14 protein-coding genes are annotated in these 20,758 nt (G+C 36.0%); all 14 read right to left on the minus strand.

Annotation, left to right across the window (positions count from 1 at the left end; translation table 11 throughout):
* Positions 1-52 precede the first annotated feature (52 nt).
* The 14 genes from RHP76_RS06260 to RHP76_RS06325 all read right to left on the minus strand — a co-directional run bounded on the left by RHP76_RS06260 (position 53) and on the right by RHP76_RS06325 (position 20,612).
* Positions 53-466: a barstar family protein gene (locus RHP76_RS06260; protein WP_062671903.1), complete on the minus strand. Its 414-nt coding sequence runs from the start codon at positions 464-466 to the stop codon at positions 53-55.
* Complete coding sequence (locus tag RHP76_RS06265; protein ID WP_311229745.1) at positions 447-4,142, minus strand: phosphoribosylformylglycinamidine synthase; 3,696 nt, start codon at positions 4,140-4,142, stop codon at positions 447-449. Before RHP76_RS06265 ends, RHP76_RS06260 begins: the two co-directional genes overlap by 20 nt.
* Before the next feature lie 26 nt (positions 4,143-4,168).
* Positions 4,169-5,104, minus strand: a complete 936-nt coding sequence (locus RHP76_RS06270; protein WP_311229746.1) for a PDDEXK nuclease domain-containing protein — start codon at positions 5,102-5,104, stop codon at positions 4,169-4,171.
* A 295-nt stretch (positions 5,105-5,399) separates the two neighbouring features.
* Positions 5,400-6,371, minus strand: a complete 972-nt coding sequence (locus tag RHP76_RS06275) for a WG repeat-containing protein (RefSeq protein WP_311229747.1) — start codon at positions 6,369-6,371, stop codon at positions 5,400-5,402.
* 51 nt (positions 6,372-6,422) lie between these two features.
* The gene (gene purB / locus RHP76_RS06280) at positions 6,423-7,850 is read right to left on the minus strand and encodes an adenylosuccinate lyase (RefSeq protein WP_047421604.1); all 1,428 of its coding nucleotides are present in this window, start codon (positions 7,848-7,850) and stop codon (positions 6,423-6,425) included.
* 998 nt (positions 7,851-8,848) lie between these two features.
* On the minus strand, positions 8,849-8,992 hold the full coding sequence (locus tag RHP76_RS06285) for a bacteriocin-like protein (RefSeq protein ID WP_156121528.1): 144 nt from the start codon (positions 8,990-8,992) through the stop codon (positions 8,849-8,851).
* 312 nt (positions 8,993-9,304) lie between these two features.
* Complete coding sequence (locus RHP76_RS06290; protein ID WP_311229748.1) at positions 9,305-9,808, minus strand: hypothetical protein; 504 nt, start codon at positions 9,806-9,808, stop codon at positions 9,305-9,307.
* A gap of 786 nt (positions 9,809-10,594) precedes the next feature.
* A complete protein-coding gene (locus RHP76_RS06295) occupies positions 10,595-11,005 on the minus strand; it encodes a hypothetical protein (RefSeq protein WP_062671818.1) in 411 nt (136 codons plus the stop codon).
* A 112-nt stretch (positions 11,006-11,117) separates the two neighbouring features.
* The gene (locus RHP76_RS06300; protein WP_288441435.1) at positions 11,118-11,516 is read right to left on the minus strand and encodes a hypothetical protein; all 399 of its coding nucleotides are present in this window, start codon (positions 11,514-11,516) and stop codon (positions 11,118-11,120) included.
* A gap of 94 nt (positions 11,517-11,610) precedes the next feature.
* Positions 11,611-13,938, minus strand: a complete 2,328-nt coding sequence (bglX, locus tag RHP76_RS06305) for a beta-glucosidase BglX (protein ID WP_311229749.1) — start codon at positions 13,936-13,938, stop codon at positions 11,611-11,613.
* 80 nt (positions 13,939-14,018) lie between these two features.
* Positions 14,019-14,726 carry a carboxylesterase family protein gene (locus RHP76_RS06310; RefSeq protein WP_062671815.1) on the minus strand — a complete coding sequence of 236 codons (708 nt, stop codon included), beginning with the start codon at positions 14,724-14,726 and terminating at the stop codon, positions 14,019-14,021.
* Positions 14,727-14,822: 96 nt separating this feature from the next.
* Positions 14,823-16,214 (minus strand): glucoamylase family protein, encoded by a 1,392-nt coding sequence (locus RHP76_RS06315; RefSeq protein ID WP_311229750.1) that lies wholly within the window; start codon positions 16,212-16,214, stop codon positions 14,823-14,825.
* A gap of 77 nt (positions 16,215-16,291) precedes the next feature.
* Positions 16,292-17,758, minus strand: coding sequence for a RagB/SusD family nutrient uptake outer membrane protein (locus RHP76_RS06320; RefSeq protein WP_311229751.1), 1,467 nt, complete (start codon positions 17,756-17,758; stop codon positions 16,292-16,294).
* A gap of 4 nt (positions 17,759-17,762) precedes the next feature.
* Complete coding sequence (locus RHP76_RS06325; RefSeq protein WP_311229752.1) at positions 17,763-20,612, minus strand: SusC/RagA family TonB-linked outer membrane protein; 2,850 nt, start codon at positions 20,610-20,612, stop codon at positions 17,763-17,765.
* Positions 20,613-20,758 lie beyond the last annotated feature (146 nt).

Raw genomic sequence — 20,758 nt, forward strand, 5'->3', positions numbered from 1 at the left:
ACAAGTTGATTGGATGAAGCTGATATAACAAAATTACTTATTACTCATTACATCATTCTAATGTCAGCGTAATATTCGTATGTGATTCTATAATTTCCACCAGTATTTCAAAAAGCGTCTGCCCTTTCCCTTCAGTCAATTCATTTAATTTCTGCTGAATGAGCTCTGTGTTGAAGGGTTTTCCCTGCCTGATCTTGTTTTCATAGAATTCACGGGTAGCCTTAAAGCCTAAGTCTTCTTTTGACTTTTCTGCTTCTTTCCAGATGATTTCAATTTTTTCTTTGCCTTCAATCACTCCGAAACCTCCGTAGAGAATATCATCAAAGCCGTCCAGTGTTCCTACTTTCCAGTCTGTATCCTTCATGAGAACGTTGGAAGCTTCTTCGTAGAAACCTCCTAAAGACGAAAAATGACCGCCATGGATGACGATCATTTTTCTTGTATTATTATTTGAAGTATTCAACACCGTTTTTGAATATGTTGTGATAATTCGCGGTTGGTATATTCTTCATGAGACCGTCTGCAAAACGCTCCGGATGGCCCATTCTTCCATAGATCTTTCCACATGGGCTGATAATTCCTTCAATTCCGAATAATGAATTATTAGGGTTGAATGGCATTCCGTGGGCAATGTTTCCATCAAGATCAATGTACTGAGTTGCAATCTGCCCGTTTTCATACAATTTCTTAATCTCTTCTTCTGAAGCCATGAAACGTCCTTCTCCGTGGGAAATCGGAATAGTGAAAGTTTGTCCTTTCATTCCTTTTAACCAAGGGCTTTCGTCATTCACTACTTGTACTGTAACCATCTGAGAGATGTGTCTTCTGATAGCATTATGAGCTAATGTTGGAGAGTTTTCATCCAGATCTTTGATTCTTCCGTAAGGTAACAATCCTGATTTCACCAATGCCTGGAATCCGTTACAGATCCCGATAATCATTCCATCTCTGTCTAATAATTCGTGTACTGCATTTTTCATTTTTTCGTTTTTCAGAACGTTAACGATGAATTTTGCAGAACCATCCGGTTCATCACCCGCAGAGAAACCTCCTGAGAATGCCAGAATCTGAGATGTTCTGATCTCTTCTACCCATGCATCAATGCTTTCATCCAATAACTGGTGATTGATATTGATTAAAGGTAAACTGCTTACTACAGCGCCTTCTTTCTGGAATGCATTCAGCGTGTCGTACTCACAGTTAGTTCCCGGGAATACCGGAGCAAATACTTTCGGCTGTGCGATTCCGTGTTTTTTGATGATGATATTTCTTGGATGGATTGAGTTTGATTTTTCATCAATTTCAACCGTAATCTTTTCTTTTTCTACTGTCGGGAAAAGGTTCTCGAAAGTATTGGTATTAGCAGCTACAAGATCTGTGATGTTTGATTCAATACCATTGATTTTTACAGCACCTGAATCTTTTACTTCTCCGATCAATTGAAGAGCTGCTGAGCTTAATTCTTCTTTAGCTTCAATGATTAAGCTACCGATATTTTTAGCTAATAAAACAGCTTCATCAGCATTGATTTCAGCTCCTAATCTGTTACCGAAGCTCATTTTTGCTAAAGCTACTGCCAAACCTCCTTCTTTTACTGTTTTCACAGAAACAATTTTTCCTGCTTTGATGTTTTCAAAAATGAATTCAAAAACTTCTTTTAAAGCATTATAGTTTGGTAGTCCGTTTTCCTGAGCAATATGATTGAAGAAATATAATTTGTTTCCTGCGTTTTTCAATTCAGGAGAAATGATATTTTCTTTGTCTCCGTTAGCACATGCAAAAGAAATCAGGGTTGGCGGAACATTCAGATCCTGATACGTTCCGCTCATGGAATCTTTTCCTCCGATCGCTGCAAGACCTAAATTGATCTGTGCATCGTAAGCTCCTAAAAGTGAAGCCAAAGGTTTACCCCATTTTTCAGGGTTCTGTCCCAATTTTTCAAAATATTCCTGGAAGCTTAGTCGGATATTTTTATAATCGCCTCCCATCGCTACAATCTTCGCTACACTCTCTACTACGGCGTAAGATGATCCTAACAGGGAGTTTTGTTTTGAGATTTCAGCATCGAATCCCCAGCTTGCCAGAGAAACGGTTTTTATATCTTTTGCTCCTAAGATCGGCAGTGTCTGCACACTTCCTTCCATCAGGGTCTGCTGGTATTTTCCACCTAAAGGCATTGCTACTGTAGTGGCTCCAATTGAAGAGTCGAACATTTCCAATAGTCCTTTTTGGGAAGCTACGTTTTTATCTTTTAAGATGTTCAGGAAGTTTTCTGCTGTGAAAGATTTTGTTTCTTCTTTTACTTCTTCAAGGTGAGTGATTTTCACTTCCTGAGATTTTGAACATCCGTTGGTATCTAAGAAAGCTCTTGAAAGATCTACAATTTTATCTCCTTTCCAGAACATCTGCATTCTTCCTGAATCTGTCACTTTTGCTACTTCTACCGCAACAATGTTTTCAGCTTCACAGAATTTAATGAATTTTTCTTTATCCTGAGGATCAACTACCACTGCCATTCTTTCCTGAGATTCGGAAATAGCCAGCTCGGTTCCGTTTAATCCTTCATATTTTAATGGTAATACATCAAGGTTTACTTCTAAAGAGTCTGCAATTTCACCAATTGCTACAGAGACACCTCCTGCTCCGAAGTCGTTTGATTTTTTGATCAGCTTTGTTACCTCAGGATTTCTGAATAATCTCTGAATTTTACGCTCTTCTACAGCATTTCCTTTCTGAACTTCAGAACTCATCGTGTGGATAGAAGTCTCGTCCTGCTCTTTCGAACTTCCGCTTGCTCCTCCTACTCCGTCACGACCTGTTGCTCCTCCTAAGATAATGATTGAATCACCGTTTTCAGGCTTCTCACGTCTTACCCAATCTACAGGAACAGCTCCGGTAACGAAACCAACTTCCATTCTTTTAGCTTTATAGCCTTCGTCATAGATTTCAGAAACCATAGTAGTGGCAAGACCAATCTGGTTACCATATGAAGAATATCCGTTAGCAGCCTGCTTTGTAATGGTTTTCTGAGGAAGTTTTCCTGGTAAAGTTTTGTCAACAGATTCCAAAACGTCTGCAGCTCCCGTTAATCTCATCGCCTGGAAAACGAAAGATCTTCCGGATAACGGGTCTCTGATTGCCCCTCCTAAACAAGTAGAAGCACCTCCGAAAGGTTCAATTTCCGTAGGGTGATTGTGCGTTTCGTTTTTGAATAATAAATACCAAGGTTCTTTTTTACCGTCATATTCTGCTTCGATCTGAATGGTACATGCATTGATCTCATCAGAAATAACAAGGTTATCAAGATTCCCTGTTTTATGGAAATATTTACCGCATACTGTTGCCAGGTCCATTAAGGAAATTGGCTTTAGCTCACGGCCTAAGAATTTTCTTTTCTCGATATAATCATTGAAAATAGTTTCCAATGTGCGTTTGAACTGACCTTCAAACTGAATATCTGACAATTCTGTTTCGAATGTCGTGTGACGACAGTGATCACTCCAGTAGGTGTCTAATACTTTTAATTCTGTTTCCGTAGGATTTCTCTCTTCAGTTATGAAATATTCCTGAATAAATTTCAGGTCATCCAATCCTAATGCAAAACCATGGTTGTTATAGAAACTTTCAAGTTCTGCATCATTGAAATTGATGAAGTTTTCGTGGATGATTACTTTTGATGGGGTTTCCTCTGCAGGAATATCCAGAATAGATAAGTCCTTTTCCTGAGATTCTACCTTGTTGATCAAAAGGTCTTTGATTTTAACCAAATCCGCTTCAGAAACTCCTTCAAATTCGATTAATTTTCCACTTCTTACTTTTGATTTTTCATTTTCAGTCAGCAAAGCGATACACTGCTGTGCAGAATCTGCTCTCTGATCATACTGTCCCGGCAAAAATTCCATCCCGAAATGAATAGCCTTTGCAGGGTTTTCTGTGTGTAAAATATCAGTAACAGGGTCTACGAAAGTGTTGTTTACCACTTTTTCAAATTCTCCGTCGTTCAGATTGAAAATATCATATACATTGTATACTTTCACGCTTTGGACTGCCGGGACAACCGCTTTTACTTCATCAAAAATTTTTGGACTTTCAACATCGAAAATTCCTCTTTTTTCTACGAAAATTCTTTTGTTATTAGACATTAGATGTCAGATTTTTAATATTAGATTTATTTTTTATTTTCAAATTTATTTCTTGCTATCTCTATTGAACGATGCAATTTTTCAAGCAAAACTTTTTCTGAAGGTAAGATAAGTAAATATTCTGCTACTTTTATATTATCCCCTTCCAGATTCATGAGTTCTATATGTTCGGAATTTTTCCCGGAACAAAGGATTAAACCAATGGGAGGGTTTTCACCTTCTACTTTTTCATATTTATTAAGGTATGAGAGATAAAGCTCCATCTGCCCTTTATGGCTGGCTTCAAATTCACCTAATTTTAGTTCGATAACGACTAAAGATTTTAGTTTCCTATGATAGAAAAGCAAATCTAGGTAGTAGTCTCTATTATCTATTGTGATTCTTTTTTGTCTTGAAAGAAATGCAAAATCACTTCCCAACTCAGAAATGAATTTTTGAAGTTCCACGATAATGGCTTCTTCTAAATCTTTTTCAGAAAATGTATCTTTCAATTCCAAAAAATCAAGAAAATAGGGATCTTTAAAAACCAAATCAGGGTTTAAAATATTATTTTCAGACCATTTTTTCAGTTCTTTATCTATTATTTCCTCAGGCTTTTTGCTTATTGCTGTTCGTTCAAAAAGCAGAGAATTGATTTTCTCTCTTAAGACTCTGACACTCCAATTTTCAATTTTACAAACTTCAAGATAAAAGTTTCTTTTAGTATCTTGTGAAATAGGAATGAGAAGCAGAAAGTGAGTCCATGATAATTGTCGCATCGCTGATGCGACAATATTAAAATCACTAAAAACAGACGCAAACTGCATCATTTTTCGGATATTTTTTTCAGAAAATGAATTTCCAAATTCTAACGTAAGTTGTTGAGAGATTTGTACAATAACTTCTTTACCATACTCTGCCCTCTTATTATCTAAAACATCTTCATTTATTCTTTTTCCTATTTCCCAGTACAAAACCACCATTGCCGAGTTTACCTGAGCAGCGACCTGACTTCTTGTCTTGTCTACCAGCTCCTTAAGATCGGCCATTAATTGTTGATGATTTTGATTCTGTAACATTATTAAAAATTAGATGTCAGATTTTTAATATTAGATTTATTTTTCTTTTTACTTTTTCTGAGTTAAAGTTTCTTTCTTTAAACCCATCTATATTGGAAATTTTTGAAAGAGATTTTCCCTCCAATCATTATTCTGTACAAATTTAAAGGAATAAGTCATATGTTCTTCAAATTTGAACTGCCGAATTTCCAATTTTATATTATTTATTGATAAATTTATTCGGATTATCCTTATGTTCTTTCTGAAAGTCTTCTGCATTTTTTATTTCTTCTTTCAGCCAGTTTTCAAAAGGAACTTTCTTTACATTAAAATCCTCAATGGCATAAAATGTTTTTCCATCTTCTGAAACCAGGAATTTGAAACGGTAAAGCATATCCAAGTCCTTTTTCCTGTAATTATAGGTATTCACCTGATAATAAGGAAAGTTTTCTTTTGGTCTTTCTACGATTTCAAAAAACAGATTCTTTTCTTTTTCAGACAGTTTACTGTAAAAATTTACATAATAAAGATCTGACAATTTTTTCTTCTGTTTTTCAAAGAACTGAAGGATATTCTTCTCCTTTTCATTATACTGAAACTGATTAGGATAATATTTACCATCTATTTCAACATCCTTTTCTGATGGTTTTGTTAATGGTTGAACTGTTTCTCCTTTGACATTCATTACTCCCCATTTACCACCTACAACAGACCTGTGTTCATCATTTGTTTTTTCCCAGTCACAGCCGTCACAAAATACAGCATATCCATAATTAAAAGGAAATGCAAAATCGTGCTTAGCTACAATAACAGTATTCCCGTTTCGGTCTGCAAATCCTACTTTACCATTTTTAACCAGTCTTCTTACTCCTTCAGAGAAATAATCTGCTCCATTGTCATAAAGGAAAGGCTGATACAGGAATTTCCCATTTCTGTCATACACATAGCCCCATGCATTTTTCTCCGGTTTTTCGCCTTCTTTGCTTCCATCAAAAAGAATGGTTTCTCCTTCTACAGGATCTCCATCTTTTAGGAATGAAAAGACTTTGAACTGTGCAGGAACAATTATTTTTCCTGCTTTATCTTTTACTCCTACTAATGAATCTTTGGATTTAAAATAATGTAAATCTTCTTTAGTCTGAGAAAAAGAAATGATTGGTGTTAAAAGAATGGTTAATAGTAGTTTTTTCATATTATCTGGAGTGGGAAATAAAATATGCAGCCGAAAAGACTGCATATTGTTTTATACTTTAAGATCTGCTTCCAATCCTATTAAGTCTTTGTTTTGGTCTATAATCGGCTGTACCTCGTTCTTGATGAATTCCTCCGTCTGAATCGGCGCGAACCCGATAAAGTTTTTAGGATCTAAAACTTCTTTCAGTTTTGATTTATCTAGTTTTAAAGAATCATCATTCAGGATTCTTTCGATAAGGTCGTTTTCTTTTCCTTCCTCTTTCACTTTCTTGGAAGCTTCCATAGAGTGAACTCTGATCACTTCGTGGATTTCCTGACGGTCACCACCGGCTTTTACTTCTTCCATGATGATATATTCTGTCGCCATGAAAGGAAGCTCTTCCATAATGTGCTTGTTGATTCTGTTTGGATATACTACAATTCCGTTCAGAATATTGTTCCAGATCAAAAGAATAGCATCCACGGCTAAAAACGCCTGAGGAATGGTTAATCTCTTGTTGGCAGAGTCATCCAATGTTCTTTCAAACCATTGTGTAGAAGCTACCATTGCAGAACTTGTTGTCAGAGACATTACATATTTTGCCAATGCTCCGATTCTTTCGCTTCTCATCGGGTTACGCTTGTATGCCATCGCCGATGAACCGATCTGGTTTTTCTCGAATGGTTCTTCAATTTCCTTAAGATTCTGAAGTAAACGTAAATCGTTTGTGAATTTATGCGCAGACTGTGCAATATTTCCTAATAAAGCAACTACTTTCGCATCAATTTTTCTATCGTAAGTCTGTCCGGAAACTCCGAAAACTTTATCGAAGCCGAATCTTTTTGAAAGTTCTTTATCTAGGTGTTTTACTTTTGAATAATCACCGTTGAAAAGCTCAAGGAAACTTGCAGCTGTTCCTGTTGTTCCTTTTACTCCTCTAAAACGAAGGGTTTCAAGGAAGAAATCCAGTTCTTCGATGTCAAGAACCAAACTCTGTAACCAAAGCGTAGCTCTTTTCCCAACTGTTGTCAGCTGAGCCGGCTGGAAGTGTGTGAATCCTAAAGTTGGAAGGTCTTTATACTGAATAGCAAAGTCTGCTAAGTTCTTCATCACGTTCACCAACTTTTTCTTTAAGATTAAAAGTCCGTCACGGATTTGGATTAAGTCTGTATTGTCTCCTACAAAAGCTGAAGTAGCTCCCAGGTGGATAATTCCTTTTGCTGAAGGCGCCACATCACCATAAGCGTGAACGTGAGCCATTACATCATGACGGAATTTTTTTTCGTACTCTGCTGCTTTCTCATAATCGATGTTTTCAGCATTAGCTTTTAACTCAGCGATCTGCTCGTCTGTAATTTCAAGTCCAAGGTCTTTTTCGATTTCAGCAAGAGCTATCCAAAGCTTTCTCCAATTCTGGAATTTGTTATTGTGTGAGAAGTTAAATAACATTTCTTCACTGGAGTAGCGCTCTTCCAATGGATTTTTGTAGGAATTCATTCGTTCTTTTACTTTTTAGATGTACAAAAATACGGTTTTTCAGTGAGAGTTGAAAATCCAGTTTGGATGATTTTCATTCATTATTTTTTTTATACTTTTGCCTTGAAATCGAAGATTCGACGTAGTCAAACAAAAGTATGCAAAAGTTCAAGACGGGAATCATCCGCTAAAAATTTAAATGGAATCCTAAAATTTCCAAACTCGCATGGATCATCCGGTTCTGCGTAAGTCCCATGCTCAGACAGTGGAATTTTTTTAACGGATTACATTGAAATTTTCTTGACGCTCCTGATTCCTAAGTCGGGCATTAATGAGTAACATACTACTTTTTAAATGACTGTTGCCTAAAATACACAGATTAAAAATAAGTAAAACAAATAATTTGTAAAATATTTAATATGATTTTCATTTATACTTTTGTCTTGAAACAAAAGTATGCAAAAGTTCAAGATGGGGAATCATCCGCTAAAAATTTAAATGGAATCCTAAAATTTCCAAACTCGCATGGATCATCCGGTTCTGCTTCGCTTCTGAGTAAGTCCCATGCTCAGACAGTGGAAATTTTTTAACAGATTACATTCAAACTTTCTTAACGCTCCTGATTCCTAAGTCGGGCATTAATGAGTAACATACTACTTTTTAAATGACTGTTGCCTAAAATACACAGATCAAAAAGAAGTAAAACAAATAATTTGTAAAGTATTTAATATGATTTTCATTTATACTTTTGTCTTGAAACAAAAGTATACAAAAGTTCAAGACGGGAATCATCCGCTAAAAATTTAAATGTACTCCTAAAATTTCCAAACTCGCATGGATCATTCGGTTCTGCTTCGGTTCTGAACAAACCCCATGCTCAGACAGTGGAAATTTTTTAACGGATTACATTGAAATTTTCTTAACGCTACTGATTCCTAAGTCAATTGGTGGAGAGCATATAACAAACAGGCTATCCCATTTTTGAGACAGCCTGTTTGTTTTTACTATTTTTAATTTAGTTAATCGATAATAAGTCCGCATGGTGACCCTACCGGAATACATTTTCTTTCCAATGAGCACCAGAAGTATCCTGCAAGACACATTGGGATACCTCCCTGAACTGTTTTCAATTCTCTTTTTGAAAGTTTTCTTAAATTTTTCATAGTAACGTTTTTTTGATTTTTCTCCTACTCTACATGCTTTTCGGATTGCGCTTTAATTTGGTAATACCAATATACATATTTTTGAGATAAAAAAAACATAACCTGTTCATTTAATATAATTTACAAAGACAATTGTTTATTAACTTTTGATAATCATTATTCAATATAGCTTCTTAAAACAAGGAATAAAAAACCTCCGCTGTTGCAGAGGTTCTGATTTATTCGTAAGCACGAGCGAGGCGCTCGCGCCAGCGGATAGAGATTTTATTTAAATCAAAAATAACTTATATGTAATAATTACATAAATTAAAACTATTCTTTTATAAATATATAATTTGATTTGTATAGTTTAAAATTAGTATCTTTTTCTACGCGTAATATTGTTTTTCTAATGTATTGGGGTAGTTCATTTTCACAAATGTAGTTTATCACAGGAGCATTTCCTTTATATAGTATAATAAAAGATTCTTTAGGCTTTACAACCTTCAAAAAAGTACTATAAACATCAATTGTATAGTCAGAAAAATTATCATCATTTAGCCATTCCAATAAACTAAAATCTCCTTTTTTCGAAAAATATAATTTATAATCTTCTTTTTTATTTTTGCTGAGCCAAACTATTAGATTCTCATCATATTTATTATATAACGAAGTCGTTTTCAATTCTATAATTTCATTATTTAATTGATAAATAGAAGTATCATGACTTATTAAATTAGTTTGAGAACAAAATAATTGAGAAAAAAATATAGTTAAAAATAGTATTGATTTCATATTATCTACCAATATTGTTTTTTGTTTCTTCTGTTGATTCACTAATATTTTTTTAAAAAATTCTGATTCCCTTCAGTAAAAGTGTTTTACCTTTAGAATCTACAGCAGTTCCTGCTTTTACATGTCTCCACCCGTCTAAATCTGTAGGATTTCTAGTGTAAAGAAGTTTGAAAAGGAATAGTATGACTACTTGCTAAAACCATTAAAAATGTGAAACACAAAAACAGAACGCAAAAGATGCTTATGCATTGTAACATTTTCAACGCTATTCTCATTTATCTACCAATTAATATTTAATTTAATACATTTTTTATCCAGTAAGAATATGGCTGTTGAGATAATACTAATGCCACCACAAAAAAAATAATCTTAAAGAATAAATTCTCCTTTCGATAAATGGAAATAGCATAGTATATATATGAAAGCAAAACAGGAATAAGATATACAATAATCAACCTATTCTCTGCTGCATGCACACTATTTTTAATTTTATCAACATCTATAAATTTATCCAGTTTAAAAACATTATAATATATTATTAAAAAATATAAAAGATTTATACTGAAAATGATTAATGTATGAAACAAAAACCTCCCCACAAGTTTTAGAATAAGATGAATATTGAGTGATGACATAGTTTATCTGATCATTAATTTAATTGAATTAAAAAAGGTTCAAAAATATAAAATTTTATTTTCCAGTTTATTTTTTTTGGGGAATGATTATTAATATTGGCATATTCAATCAATATTATCAGGTCTATTTGAAATTTCTAATATAATAAAAAAGCCACTCTTCCGAGTGGCTTTATATTTTTAAAGTTTTATTTTACTGATAAATGACTTCATCATTCTTCTTGATCTGGTAACTCTTTTTATAGGGAGTTAAAACATAGCTGTCTTTCACATGAGCCCCGCTTTTCCAGATTTTTGCTTTTCCCTGCTTATCCAAAATAATGCTTTTTGCAGCTCCATCCGGAATGAATACTTCGGCTTTAGTCATACTTTTATTAAAAATAACTGCCGTCATTGAAGTATAGCTTTTGTCTGAGTTTACTTCTTTGAGTTTTATTTTCTGATTGAAAGTCTGTATACAATTATTTCGTAATTGGGAATAGGTGTATCCTGCGGAACCAATACAACCGTGAACATCTCTGTCACCTCCGAGAACAGGAGTACTTTTTTGCGCAAAAACGAATGATCCAAGGAACATGGTACTGAGTAAAATTATTTTTTTCATATGTAAAATTTTTGTTTTCTGATGGATTAAAAATATCCCAAAATGTGATATTAATTAATTTCTCTAAGGTACAAAAAAAACCACTCTTGCGAGCGGTTTTTTTAACCGGATCTTACTGATAGATCACGATATTATCCTTTTTAAGCTGATATCCGTGCTTTTTGTGAGGAACCAATACATAACCATCCTTTTTCCATGCTTTGGCTTTACCTCCTGCTCTGGTAAGGATAATGCTTCTTTCACCGGCATCTTTTACAAAAACCTCAGCTTGTTTCATGTCTTTACTGAAAATAACTGCAGCTATTGAAGTATAGCTGTCTTTCGGAGCTACTTCTGTTAATTTGATTTTCTGCTCAAACGTTCTTATACAGTCTTTCTTAATTTGAGAATAAGTATATCCTGCAGAACCAATACATCCGTGTGCATCTTTGTCACCACCTTTTATTGTTCCTTTTTGTGCAAATACTAAAGAACCCAGGAACATTGTGCTTAATAAAATTGTTTTTTTCATGTCGATTTGTATACTAATAATTACCCGAGGTATTATTAAAAATCGTGCCAAAAAAAACATCATAACACAATCCGGTGAATTACTTTTCCGGATATTACTTAGTCCAGTTAATCTTTGAATGCTGAACATTGTCAGAACTGGTTCCGATCATAATATCAAATTCTCCTGATTCCCAGTCATATTTCAGATCTCCGTTATAGAATTTCAAACTTTCTGGAGTGATATCAAAAGTTACTTTTTTAGATTCTCCTTTTTTCAAAAATATTTTCTGGAAACCTTTCAGTTCTTTTACCGGTCTTGTAATACTTCCCACCATATCTCTGATATACAATTGAACAACCTCAGCTCCGTCATAATTTCCCGTATTCGTTACAGTAACGGATGCCTGAACGGTCTGATTTCCTTTTGCAGTAGTAGTGGAAACTGCCATATCAGAATAATTGAATTTCGTATAGCTCAATCCATATCCGAAAGCATATAAAGGTGTATTACATTCGTCCATATAGTTTGAACGGAATCTTTCATAAGTACATTTGTCTACTTTATCCTGACTCAGCGGGCGACCTGTATTTTTAGCATTATAATAGATTGGCACTTGTCCAAGGCTTCTTGGGAAAGTCATTGGAAGTTTTCCGGACGGGTTTACTTTTCCGAACAGAACATCCGCAATCGCGTTACCTGCTTCAGATCCTGCAAACCAGGCATTCAATATAGAATCCGGAGTATCTTTTACATTGGTTAAAGCTAAAGGACGTCCTGTGAAAAGAACCATTGCAATTGGTTTTCCCGTCTTCTTTAACTCGTTTAGCAGATCAACCTGAGACTGAGGAATGGTAATTTCTGTTCTTGAAGAAGATTCTCCACTCATTTCAGCAGATTCTCCGATAGCCAGAACAATCACATCTGCTTTGTTGGCAACCTCTACCGCTTCTTTTAACAACTCCTCTTTGGAACGGTTGTCTCTGTCTGTTTTTTTACCGTGAGCTGCATAGATTTCTTCTAATTTAGCATCATAGTCTATATTAGCTCCTTTTGCTGATAAAAACTTAACTTCTTTTCCGTAGTTCGACTGTAATCCCTGCATCAAAGAAACTGAAGAAGCGTGTTTTGTAGCAACACTCCATGTTCCGGCCATATTCATTGAGTTATTCACCAATGGTCCGATTACAGCCACTGTTCCTGATTTCTTTAAAGGCAATACCTGATTGTCATTTTTCAATAACACCATGGATTGAGCAGCTGTATTTCTTGCTATATTACGGTTTTCCATATTATAGACTTCTTTTGCCGCTAACTTCGCATCTCCATGTTTATATGGATTATCAAATAAACCAAGATCATATTTTGCTTCAAGAATTCTTCTTGCTGCCATATCAATTTCAGCTTGTGTCACTTTTCCTTCCTGAAGGGATTTTTTTAATGTTGTTAAAAAACCTTCTCCCACCATATCCATATCAACCCCAGCTTTTAAAGCCAAAGCAGATACCTGCTGAAGATCTCCCATACCGTGGTCTACCATTTCATTGATACCGGTATAGTCTGTTACTACGAAGCCTTTGAACTTCCATAGATTTCTTAATACTTCAGTCTGAAGCCATCTGTTACCTGTCGCAGGTACTCCGTCCACTTCATTGAAAGAGGCCATTACAGAAGCCACACCAGCATCCACTGCTGCTTTATAAGGAGGAAAATACTCATTAAACATTCTTACATGGCTCATGTCAACCGTATTGTAATCTCTTCCGGATTCACCTGCCCCATATAAAGCAAAATGTTTTACGCATGCTAAAATATTGGTTCCATTCGCAAGGTCTTTCCCCTGATAGCCATACACCATATTTTTAGAAATTTCACTTCCCAAATAAGGATCTTCTCCTGAACCCTCTGATACCCTTCCCCATCTTGGTTCACGGGAAATATCTACCATGGGAGAGAATGTCCAGTTGATCCCGTCGGAAGCAGCTTCTCTCGCAGATACTTTTGCAGACTGCTGGATAAGGTTCATGTCCCATGAAGCGGCTAACCCTAAAGGAATCGGGAAAGTAGTTTCATAGCCATGAATAACATCCATTCCGAAAATCATAGGAATCTTCAGACGGCTTTTTTCTACTGCCACTTTCTGAACTGCCTTGATCTTATCTGCTCCTTTTATATTGAATAATCCACCGACTAATCCCTGCTCTACTTTCTTTCCGATATCAGAGCTCTGTGCCTGTCCTGTAGTGAAATCTCCGGAAGTCGGAAGGTTCATCTGGCCAATTTTTTCATCCAATGTCATTTTAGATAAAAGATTGTCTACAAAAGCTTTCTTCTTAGCCTGATACTGAGCTGTCTGGTAAGACTGAACGGGCTTCGTTACCATTTCCTGTGCGGAAAATACAGGTGCCAATGCTAAAGTGGCGATTACAATTAACTTTTTCATAAATCTATCTTCTTAAATTATTGTTTTATATTTTTTGCTTTAATTTGATGGGCTTATTTTTCAATCATTGGTGTCCCGGATTACTTTTCTTTCTTTTTGGACAGCATCCATTCATACAAAGCGGGATTTGAGTATGCCGAATCCCATGAGTTATGATTATCATTCGGGAAGATAACCAATTCTGCTGAAGGGTTTACAGGATGCAGCTTCTGATAAAAATTAAAAGCATTCGCAGGTAGTACAATATCGTCCATTCCGCCATGGAAAATTTTCATGTTCAGATCTTTAAACCGATGAATATTAGCGGTCATGACCTGATCTGTAGGGGCACACACTGAAGCCACTGCAGCAAACATTTCCGGATGCTCCATGGCCAGCTTTAAGGTTCCCCATCCTCCCATAGAAAGTCCTGTAAGATAAATACGGGAAGCATCAATTTTATATTTCTTCTGAATTTCCTTGATCAGATGATATACGGTAACCGTATCCCACCAAGTTCCTTCCGGGCATTGAGGCGCCAGAACCGCTACAGGTTCTTTGATCAGATTTTTATAGGTAAATGGACTGTGAGCCTTTACCAGGTCAAGATTAGTTCCCCGTTCTCCTGAACCATGAAGGAAAACTATTAATGGTACAGTTCCTTTAACATTTTGTGGGTAATCCAGAATGTAAGACATTTTCTCCTGTCTTTTAATTTCTTTATTGAGTTCCGCTTTTATCTCCTGTGCACTCATTGGTAATGAAAACGGCAGTAATAAAAGAGGAATATGTTTCAGTTTTAGTTTCATATTGTTATTTAGGTTTTGGTTAAAGCCAGCAGATTTGATTTTTTTTATTTAAGGAACCCTTCGACTAAGCTCGGGACAATGGCCGTTCCTTTTGAATTATTTTATTCCATATTTAGCTGACCGGAAGCTTAGTTTTTTTAATCCCTGCTGAATTTCCGGGGCATTCATAAATAACTTCCACAGGAATCCTGATCTGTAATTTTCAATCATGGGTGCTATCGTTCCCTGATCTATCGCCAGATATCTTGGGGTAAACCAATTATTATAATTAATGGAGGTCGCATCATAAGGTCCTGCAGATCCTATGAATTCAGGTTTTTGGGTATACATGAATCTCAGGAAAGCCATTGATTCTTTTGGTGTATAGGGAAAACTACTCAAGGCAGCTGTAGGAGTAATCACTCCATTATCATTGCCAGGCATGTGAGCGGTGTATCCAGTGCTTCCATCTTCATTTCTTGTATATCCGGCTGTAAGCCCCCAATAGTTGGGACCATACCCTTTCCATTGTTTTGGATTTTCGACACAATATTGATAGTCGATAAGGGTTTGATTTTTATTGACGTCAAAGTAATTTTTGACAAGTTTATCGGATAATCCAGTCGGATCAAGCCCGATATATGAATATTGTGCCCAGAAAAGCGGGCCGCCGTATTCTTCGGCATAGTTGTGTTTTACATACAGAGGTAGTCCGTATTTTGTTTTATCTGTAAGGTAAGTTCCGTTTCTGGTCCAACCTTTATAATAGGTTTCTGCATCAATGGAATAAGTAGGTGAAGATGCTGCTAAAATATAAGTGATCAGGCATTCATTATATCCTTCAAGAGGAAAGTTCATTTCCCATTGGTAATCCGGTGACCAGTGCCAGTATAGAACTTTCTCACCTCCTTTAGTATACCAGTTCCATTGGATTCCTTTCCACAGTTCATCACATTTTTCTGCCAGGGCTTTTTCTTCTGCATTTCCGTTTTTAAAATATTCACGGACCATCAGTATTCCTGAGGTAAGGAAAGCGGTTTCCACAAGGTCACCACCATTATCTTTTTTCCCGAAAGGCACTGTTTTTCCGGTTTCCCCATTGATCCAATGTGACCATGCTCCTTTATGGCGGTCTGCTTTAGCCAAGAAATCCATAATATGACTAAGCCTTTTCACCGCTTCTTTTCTTGGAACAAATCCTCTTTCTACTCCTACCAGAATAGTTGCCAACCCAAATCCTGAGCCTCCTGTTGTGATCACGTGCTTATCATTATCCGGATAAATATTGTCTTCATGGTAGCGCTCTCTTCCCAGCATTGAGTTAGGTTCTGCATAGTTCCAGAAGTATTTTAAAGCATCTTTCTGCACTCTGTCCATCAGTTGTTCATCCGTGATATTGCTTTTTACCGCTTCAGTTTTTCCGGTTTCCTGTTTGGCAACGGGCGCGTTTTTACAGGAATACACAAAGAATAATGAAGTAATAGCTATTGATAATACGTTCCTTTTCATGAGCTCTCTTTTTTAGGGTTTCTTACTAAAAGAAGAGGAGAACTTTCATTCTCCTCTAAAGTTTTTATTGATTAAATTTAATAGCCGGGGTTTTGTGCTGACAATCCACCTGCTTCCATTATAAAGTCTTGTGGAAGTGGGAATAGTTCATGTTTTCCAACGATGAATTTTTTACCACCATCAGCCGCCATGGCTGCCTGGGCTTGTCCGGTTCTTACAAGGTCAAACCATCTGTCATGTTCGAAAGCAAGCTCTAATCTTCTTTGTTTCCAGATATCCAATCTTACGTCTGCCTGAGAAGAAGCAGGAGTGTTTCCGATGTTAGCTCTGTTTCTTACCTGATTCAGGAAAGGAATAGCTGCAGATGTTTGTCCAAGTTCATTCATTGCTTCAGCTCTGATTAATAGTACTTCAGCATATCTCAGATAACGAATATTTACGTCTGTTGAAGCCTGATCTCTATAATTGGAAGAATAAGCTTTATAATTATAGAATTTATTTTCTGTATTTGGACCTACATAATATCCATCATATAAAGTCATATCTCTGTGGATTATGGTAGCATCTCTTCTTGAATCTGTTGCAGAGTATGCATCATACAGACCTTGGGTAGGAGTAGAGAATCCCCAGCCCCAGCCTGTAGTACCTCTGGCTCCCTGAACCTGGCTATACTGCTGGATTGCTCTTCCTGCTGTCCCCCCTGTTCCGTTGATTTCGAAAACAGATTCAGCATTATTTTCTCCTGAAACTTTATAAATATCCTGGAAATTAGGTGTCAATGAATACCCTGTCACCAAATTAGTCTCATCTACAGCCAGCTGCCATTTCTTCTGATATAAATACACCTTAGCTAAAAGCGCATGGGCAGCACCAACAGATGCTCTCCCTATATTACCTGCCCCATATGATGATTTATTAGGAAGAACGGCTATGGCATCCTTAAGATCCTGTTCAATGAATGCATAAATTTCTTCCTTACTTTTTCTGGTTAGTGTCATTTGCTTATCAGCTTCAACTCCTGTAACGGGAACATGATCTACTAACGGAACCCCTCCAAAAGATCTAACCAAAGTAAAGTACATAAATGCTCTCAAAAACTTTGCTTCTCCTGTTAATCTCTGAATTAATTGCGGGTCTGCTTTATCTAATTTAGGAAGATATTTTAGCGCCTGATTACACCTATTAATTCCCTGATAATTAGAAGCAAACAATTCTTTGAATGATGGTGTTGATGCTGTAAATGTTAAAGCATCTAAAATATCTTTATCTGAACCCGAGTCACTTGGACTTGAACCTTTATCTGCATCATCAGAAACAATTGATGTCACTCCAATCCATGCAAACGTACTCATATTCCAGTCTAAAAACTTAGCATAAATACTAGTTACCAAGCTATTGGCTCCTTCATTATTATTGTATATTTCACCCAAAGCATCTTCAGGAATTTTTTCTGTAGGTGATACATCAACGAAGTCATTGCTGCAACTCTGGTTAACAGCTCCTAAAATTAAAAATGCAGCTGCTATGATATATTTCTTATTCATTTTTTTAAAAATTTAGGTTAACACCAAATACAAAAGATCTCAATGTAGGATAAGCATCTAATTCTACCCCTGCACGTTTAATTGGATCTCCTTCTGCTGTAGGATCTGCAGGATTATATCCTGATAATTCTGAGGAATATCCTGAGTATTTCTGAAACACAAAAGGATTAATTGCACTTACATAAAGCTTAATTGATTTCATATAATCCGTTACATTTTTAAATGTATATCCTACTGAAATATTATTGATTCTGAAATAATCTCCGCTTTCCAAATAGAATGTAGATGCAATTGGGATATTTGCAGGATTTACAGGATTTGCTGCATTAGTGTTTGTAGGAGTCCAGAAATTATTCGCTACAGAAGCTTCAACATTTTCTCCACCATTTCTTTGTGCTTTTTTACCATTGTACACTTTGAATCCAAAAGCTCCATAACCGCTCAAAGCAAAATCCCAATTCTTGTAAGACATTGAAAAATTAACCCCTAAGGTTGATTTTGGTATATAAGAGCCGAAGAAACGTCTGTCTCCCGGATCTGCACTTCCGGTTACTCCATTACCATTTAGATCTTTGAACTTCAGATTACCGTTTGCATCATAACCGTCTGCTTCCCATAAATAGAAACTTCCTAATGCGTAACCAAGTGCACTAGCATTAAAAATTTTTGTATCCTGTCCGTTTCCAAGATTTCCACCCACAAGTTGAGAAACCGGCTTGGAAAGATCAATGCTGGCAAGTTTATTTTTATTGTAAGAATAATTAGCACCAATTGAATAGGTAAAATCCTCACCTACTTTATCAGCCCAGTTTAAACTCACCTCAGCACCTTTATTGACAACACTTCCCATATGTGAATAATTCACTTCAGAAATACCTGTTGCAAGATAAGGTACCACCCCCAAGATAAGATTATTGGTTTTTCTGTTATAAACATCAAAGCTACCCGATAACCTTTTATTCAGGATTGCAAAATCTAATCCTAACGAAGTTTCTTCAGTTACTTCCCATCCTAAACTAGGGTCATATCCCTGATTAACAGTTATTCCATTACTTACAGGCGATGTCCCGAATCCGTAATTGTATGTTGCTCCGGATGAAAGTGGCAGATAATTTAACGGAACCTTCTGGTTACCTAATTTACCCCAGCCTCCTCTTAATTTTAAAAGATCAAAGAACCCATCCTGCATAAAGCTTTCTTCAGAAATGATCCATCCGGCTCCAAATGATGGAAATGTCCCCCATCTGTGCCCCTCAGCGAACTGAGATGATCCATCTCTTCTGAATGTCCCGCTTAATAAATAACGGTTCATAAATTTATACTGAAGTCTTCCGAAATAAGAAATGGTAGTATTTCTGTTTCCTTTTATAGATTCAATAGCTTTGGTCGTATTGTCACTAAATAAATTACCATAGTAATCTACACCATCCAGATTCCAGTAGTCTTGTGAAACGGGTACATTCTTTCTGTTGATCGTTAAGGTTTCAAGACCGTTGGCAACTGAAGCTTCTGTACCGGCTACAATTTCAATATCATGGTTTCCTACTTTCTTGGTATAGGTTAAATAGTTATTAAGTACCCAGTTGAAATAGTTTTGACTTTTATTGGTTAATCTTGTCAGAGGCAAAGAAGTATCATATCCACTGTCAACCCTCATTGGATCGCTATCTAACCAGAATGCTTTGGAGTTTACAAAATTGTAATATTTATAATTATTGTACTCACCACTAAACTGAGAAGTAAACTTCAAATCTTTATAAATATCAATATCCAGTTTTAAACCACCCTGCAATAAGAAATTTTTTCCCCTTTGATTATCATAAGCAAGCTGCATTACCGGGTTGCCTACATTATTAAATCTTCCTCCTTCATAATCGATATTTCCGGTAGTCTTATTATAAATAGGCTGTCCATATTTTCCATTCGGATAATATACAGGGACTAATGGAGATTGTTTATATGCATTTGTAAAAGCACCATACGATTTAGGAGTATCATTGGTAAAGGTAGCACTTAAGGTCTGCGCTAATCTGATACCTTTAGTAATCCTGAATTCGTTATTGGTTCTTACTGTAGTCCTGTTATAATTGGTACCTTTAAGGATAGATTGCTCATCATAGTTACTTAAACTTAAGAAGTATTTAGCAGCTTCAGAAGATCCTGAAATAGAAACATTATGTTGATTATAAATCCCTGTTCTTGTAATTTCTTTGAACCAGTCTGTGTTGTACGGCTGATTAGGGTTCAGGTAAGTACTTGCTTTACCAGCATTATTATAATTTGCAAATTCAGACCCGTTAGCCATTTTAATGGTTTTTAAAGGGGTTCTGAATCCAACCAATCCATCATAGGAAACACTTAACTTCCCTCTACCTGATTTCGTAGTAATAATAATTACCCCGTTAGCCGCTCTGTTACCATAGATTGCCAATGCTGCAGCATCTTTCAATACATCATAAGTAAGAATATCATTAGAGTTGATATTGTTGATGTTATCGGCATACATTCCATCAATTACATATAAAGGTGTTCTTCCACCCAATACAGTACCAAGTCCTCTGATCATCACTGTCGGAGTAGATCCTGGTGCATCGGAAGCAATTACCTGTACCCCGGCGGCTTTACCCTGAATGGCTTGTGATGCATTCAATACTTTGGTTCTGGTTACTTCCTCCGCACTGATAGAACTGATAGCTGTTGTATTATCAACTTTTTTACGGCTACCATATCCAATCATAACGACTTCGTCGATTTTCTGGACTTTAGCAGAATCCTGCGTAACCTGTGCATTCACATTCATCCCGAAGTATAGAACGGCAATGAGACCTGAATACTTTAAATTACTTTGTTTCATATAGTTTCAATTTTATTCAAATAAATCAAATTTGTACCTGTCTCTAAATAGTGGAGTTATTTAAAATCTCAAAAAAAGACATTAGCCAAAAATATAAAAAATATCCAACACTGTTAAACTATCTTAAATATTTAAAAATTTCCACA

Source organism: Chryseobacterium sp. SG20098, assembly GCF_031844745.1.
Lineage (GTDB): Bacteria > Bacteroidota > Bacteroidia > Flavobacteriales > Weeksellaceae > Chryseobacterium > Chryseobacterium cucumeris.

What these genes read in the sequence shown, in the direction of transcription:
- RHP76_RS06265 (WP_311229745.1), bottom strand. Translation starts at nt 4,142, where the DNA reads ATGTCTAATAACAAAAGAATTTTCGTAGAAAAAAGAGGAATTTTCGAT.
- RHP76_RS06270 (WP_311229746.1), bottom strand. Translation starts at nt 5,104, where the DNA reads ATGGTGGTTTTGTACTGGGAAATAGGAAAAAGAATAAATGAAGATGTT.
- RHP76_RS06300 (WP_288441435.1), bottom strand. Translation starts at nt 11,516, where the DNA reads ATGAAAAAAACAATTTTATTAAGCACAATGTTCCTGGGTTCTTTAGTA.
- RHP76_RS06275 (WP_311229747.1), bottom strand. Translation starts at nt 6,371, where the DNA reads ATGAAAAAACTACTATTAACCATTCTTTTAACACCAATCATTTCTTTT.
- RHP76_RS06295 (WP_062671818.1), bottom strand. Translation starts at nt 11,005, where the DNA reads ATGAAAAAAATAATTTTACTCAGTACCATGTTCCTTGGATCATTCGTT.
- RHP76_RS06310 (WP_062671815.1), bottom strand. Translation starts at nt 14,726, where the DNA reads ATGAAACTAAAACTGAAACATATTCCTCTTTTATTACTGCCGTTTTCA.
- RHP76_RS06285 (WP_156121528.1), bottom strand. Translation starts at nt 8,992, where the DNA reads ATGAAAAATTTAAGAAAACTTTCAAAAAGAGAATTGAAAACAGTTCAG.
- RHP76_RS06315 (WP_311229750.1), bottom strand. Translation starts at nt 16,214, where the DNA reads ATGAAAAGGAACGTATTATCAATAGCTATTACTTCATTATTCTTTGTG.
- bglX (WP_311229749.1), bottom strand. Translation starts at nt 13,938, where the DNA reads ATGAAAAAGTTAATTGTAATCGCCACTTTAGCATTGGCACCTGTATTT.
- purB (WP_047421604.1), bottom strand. Translation starts at nt 7,850, where the DNA reads ATGAATTCCTACAAAAATCCATTGGAAGAGCGCTACTCCAGTGAAGAA.
- RHP76_RS06325 (WP_311229752.1), bottom strand. Translation starts at nt 20,612, where the DNA reads ATGAAACAAAGTAATTTAAAGTATTCAGGTCTCATTGCCGTTCTATAC.
- RHP76_RS06320 (WP_311229751.1), bottom strand. Translation starts at nt 17,758, where the DNA reads ATGAATAAGAAATATATCATAGCAGCTGCATTTTTAATTTTAGGAGCT.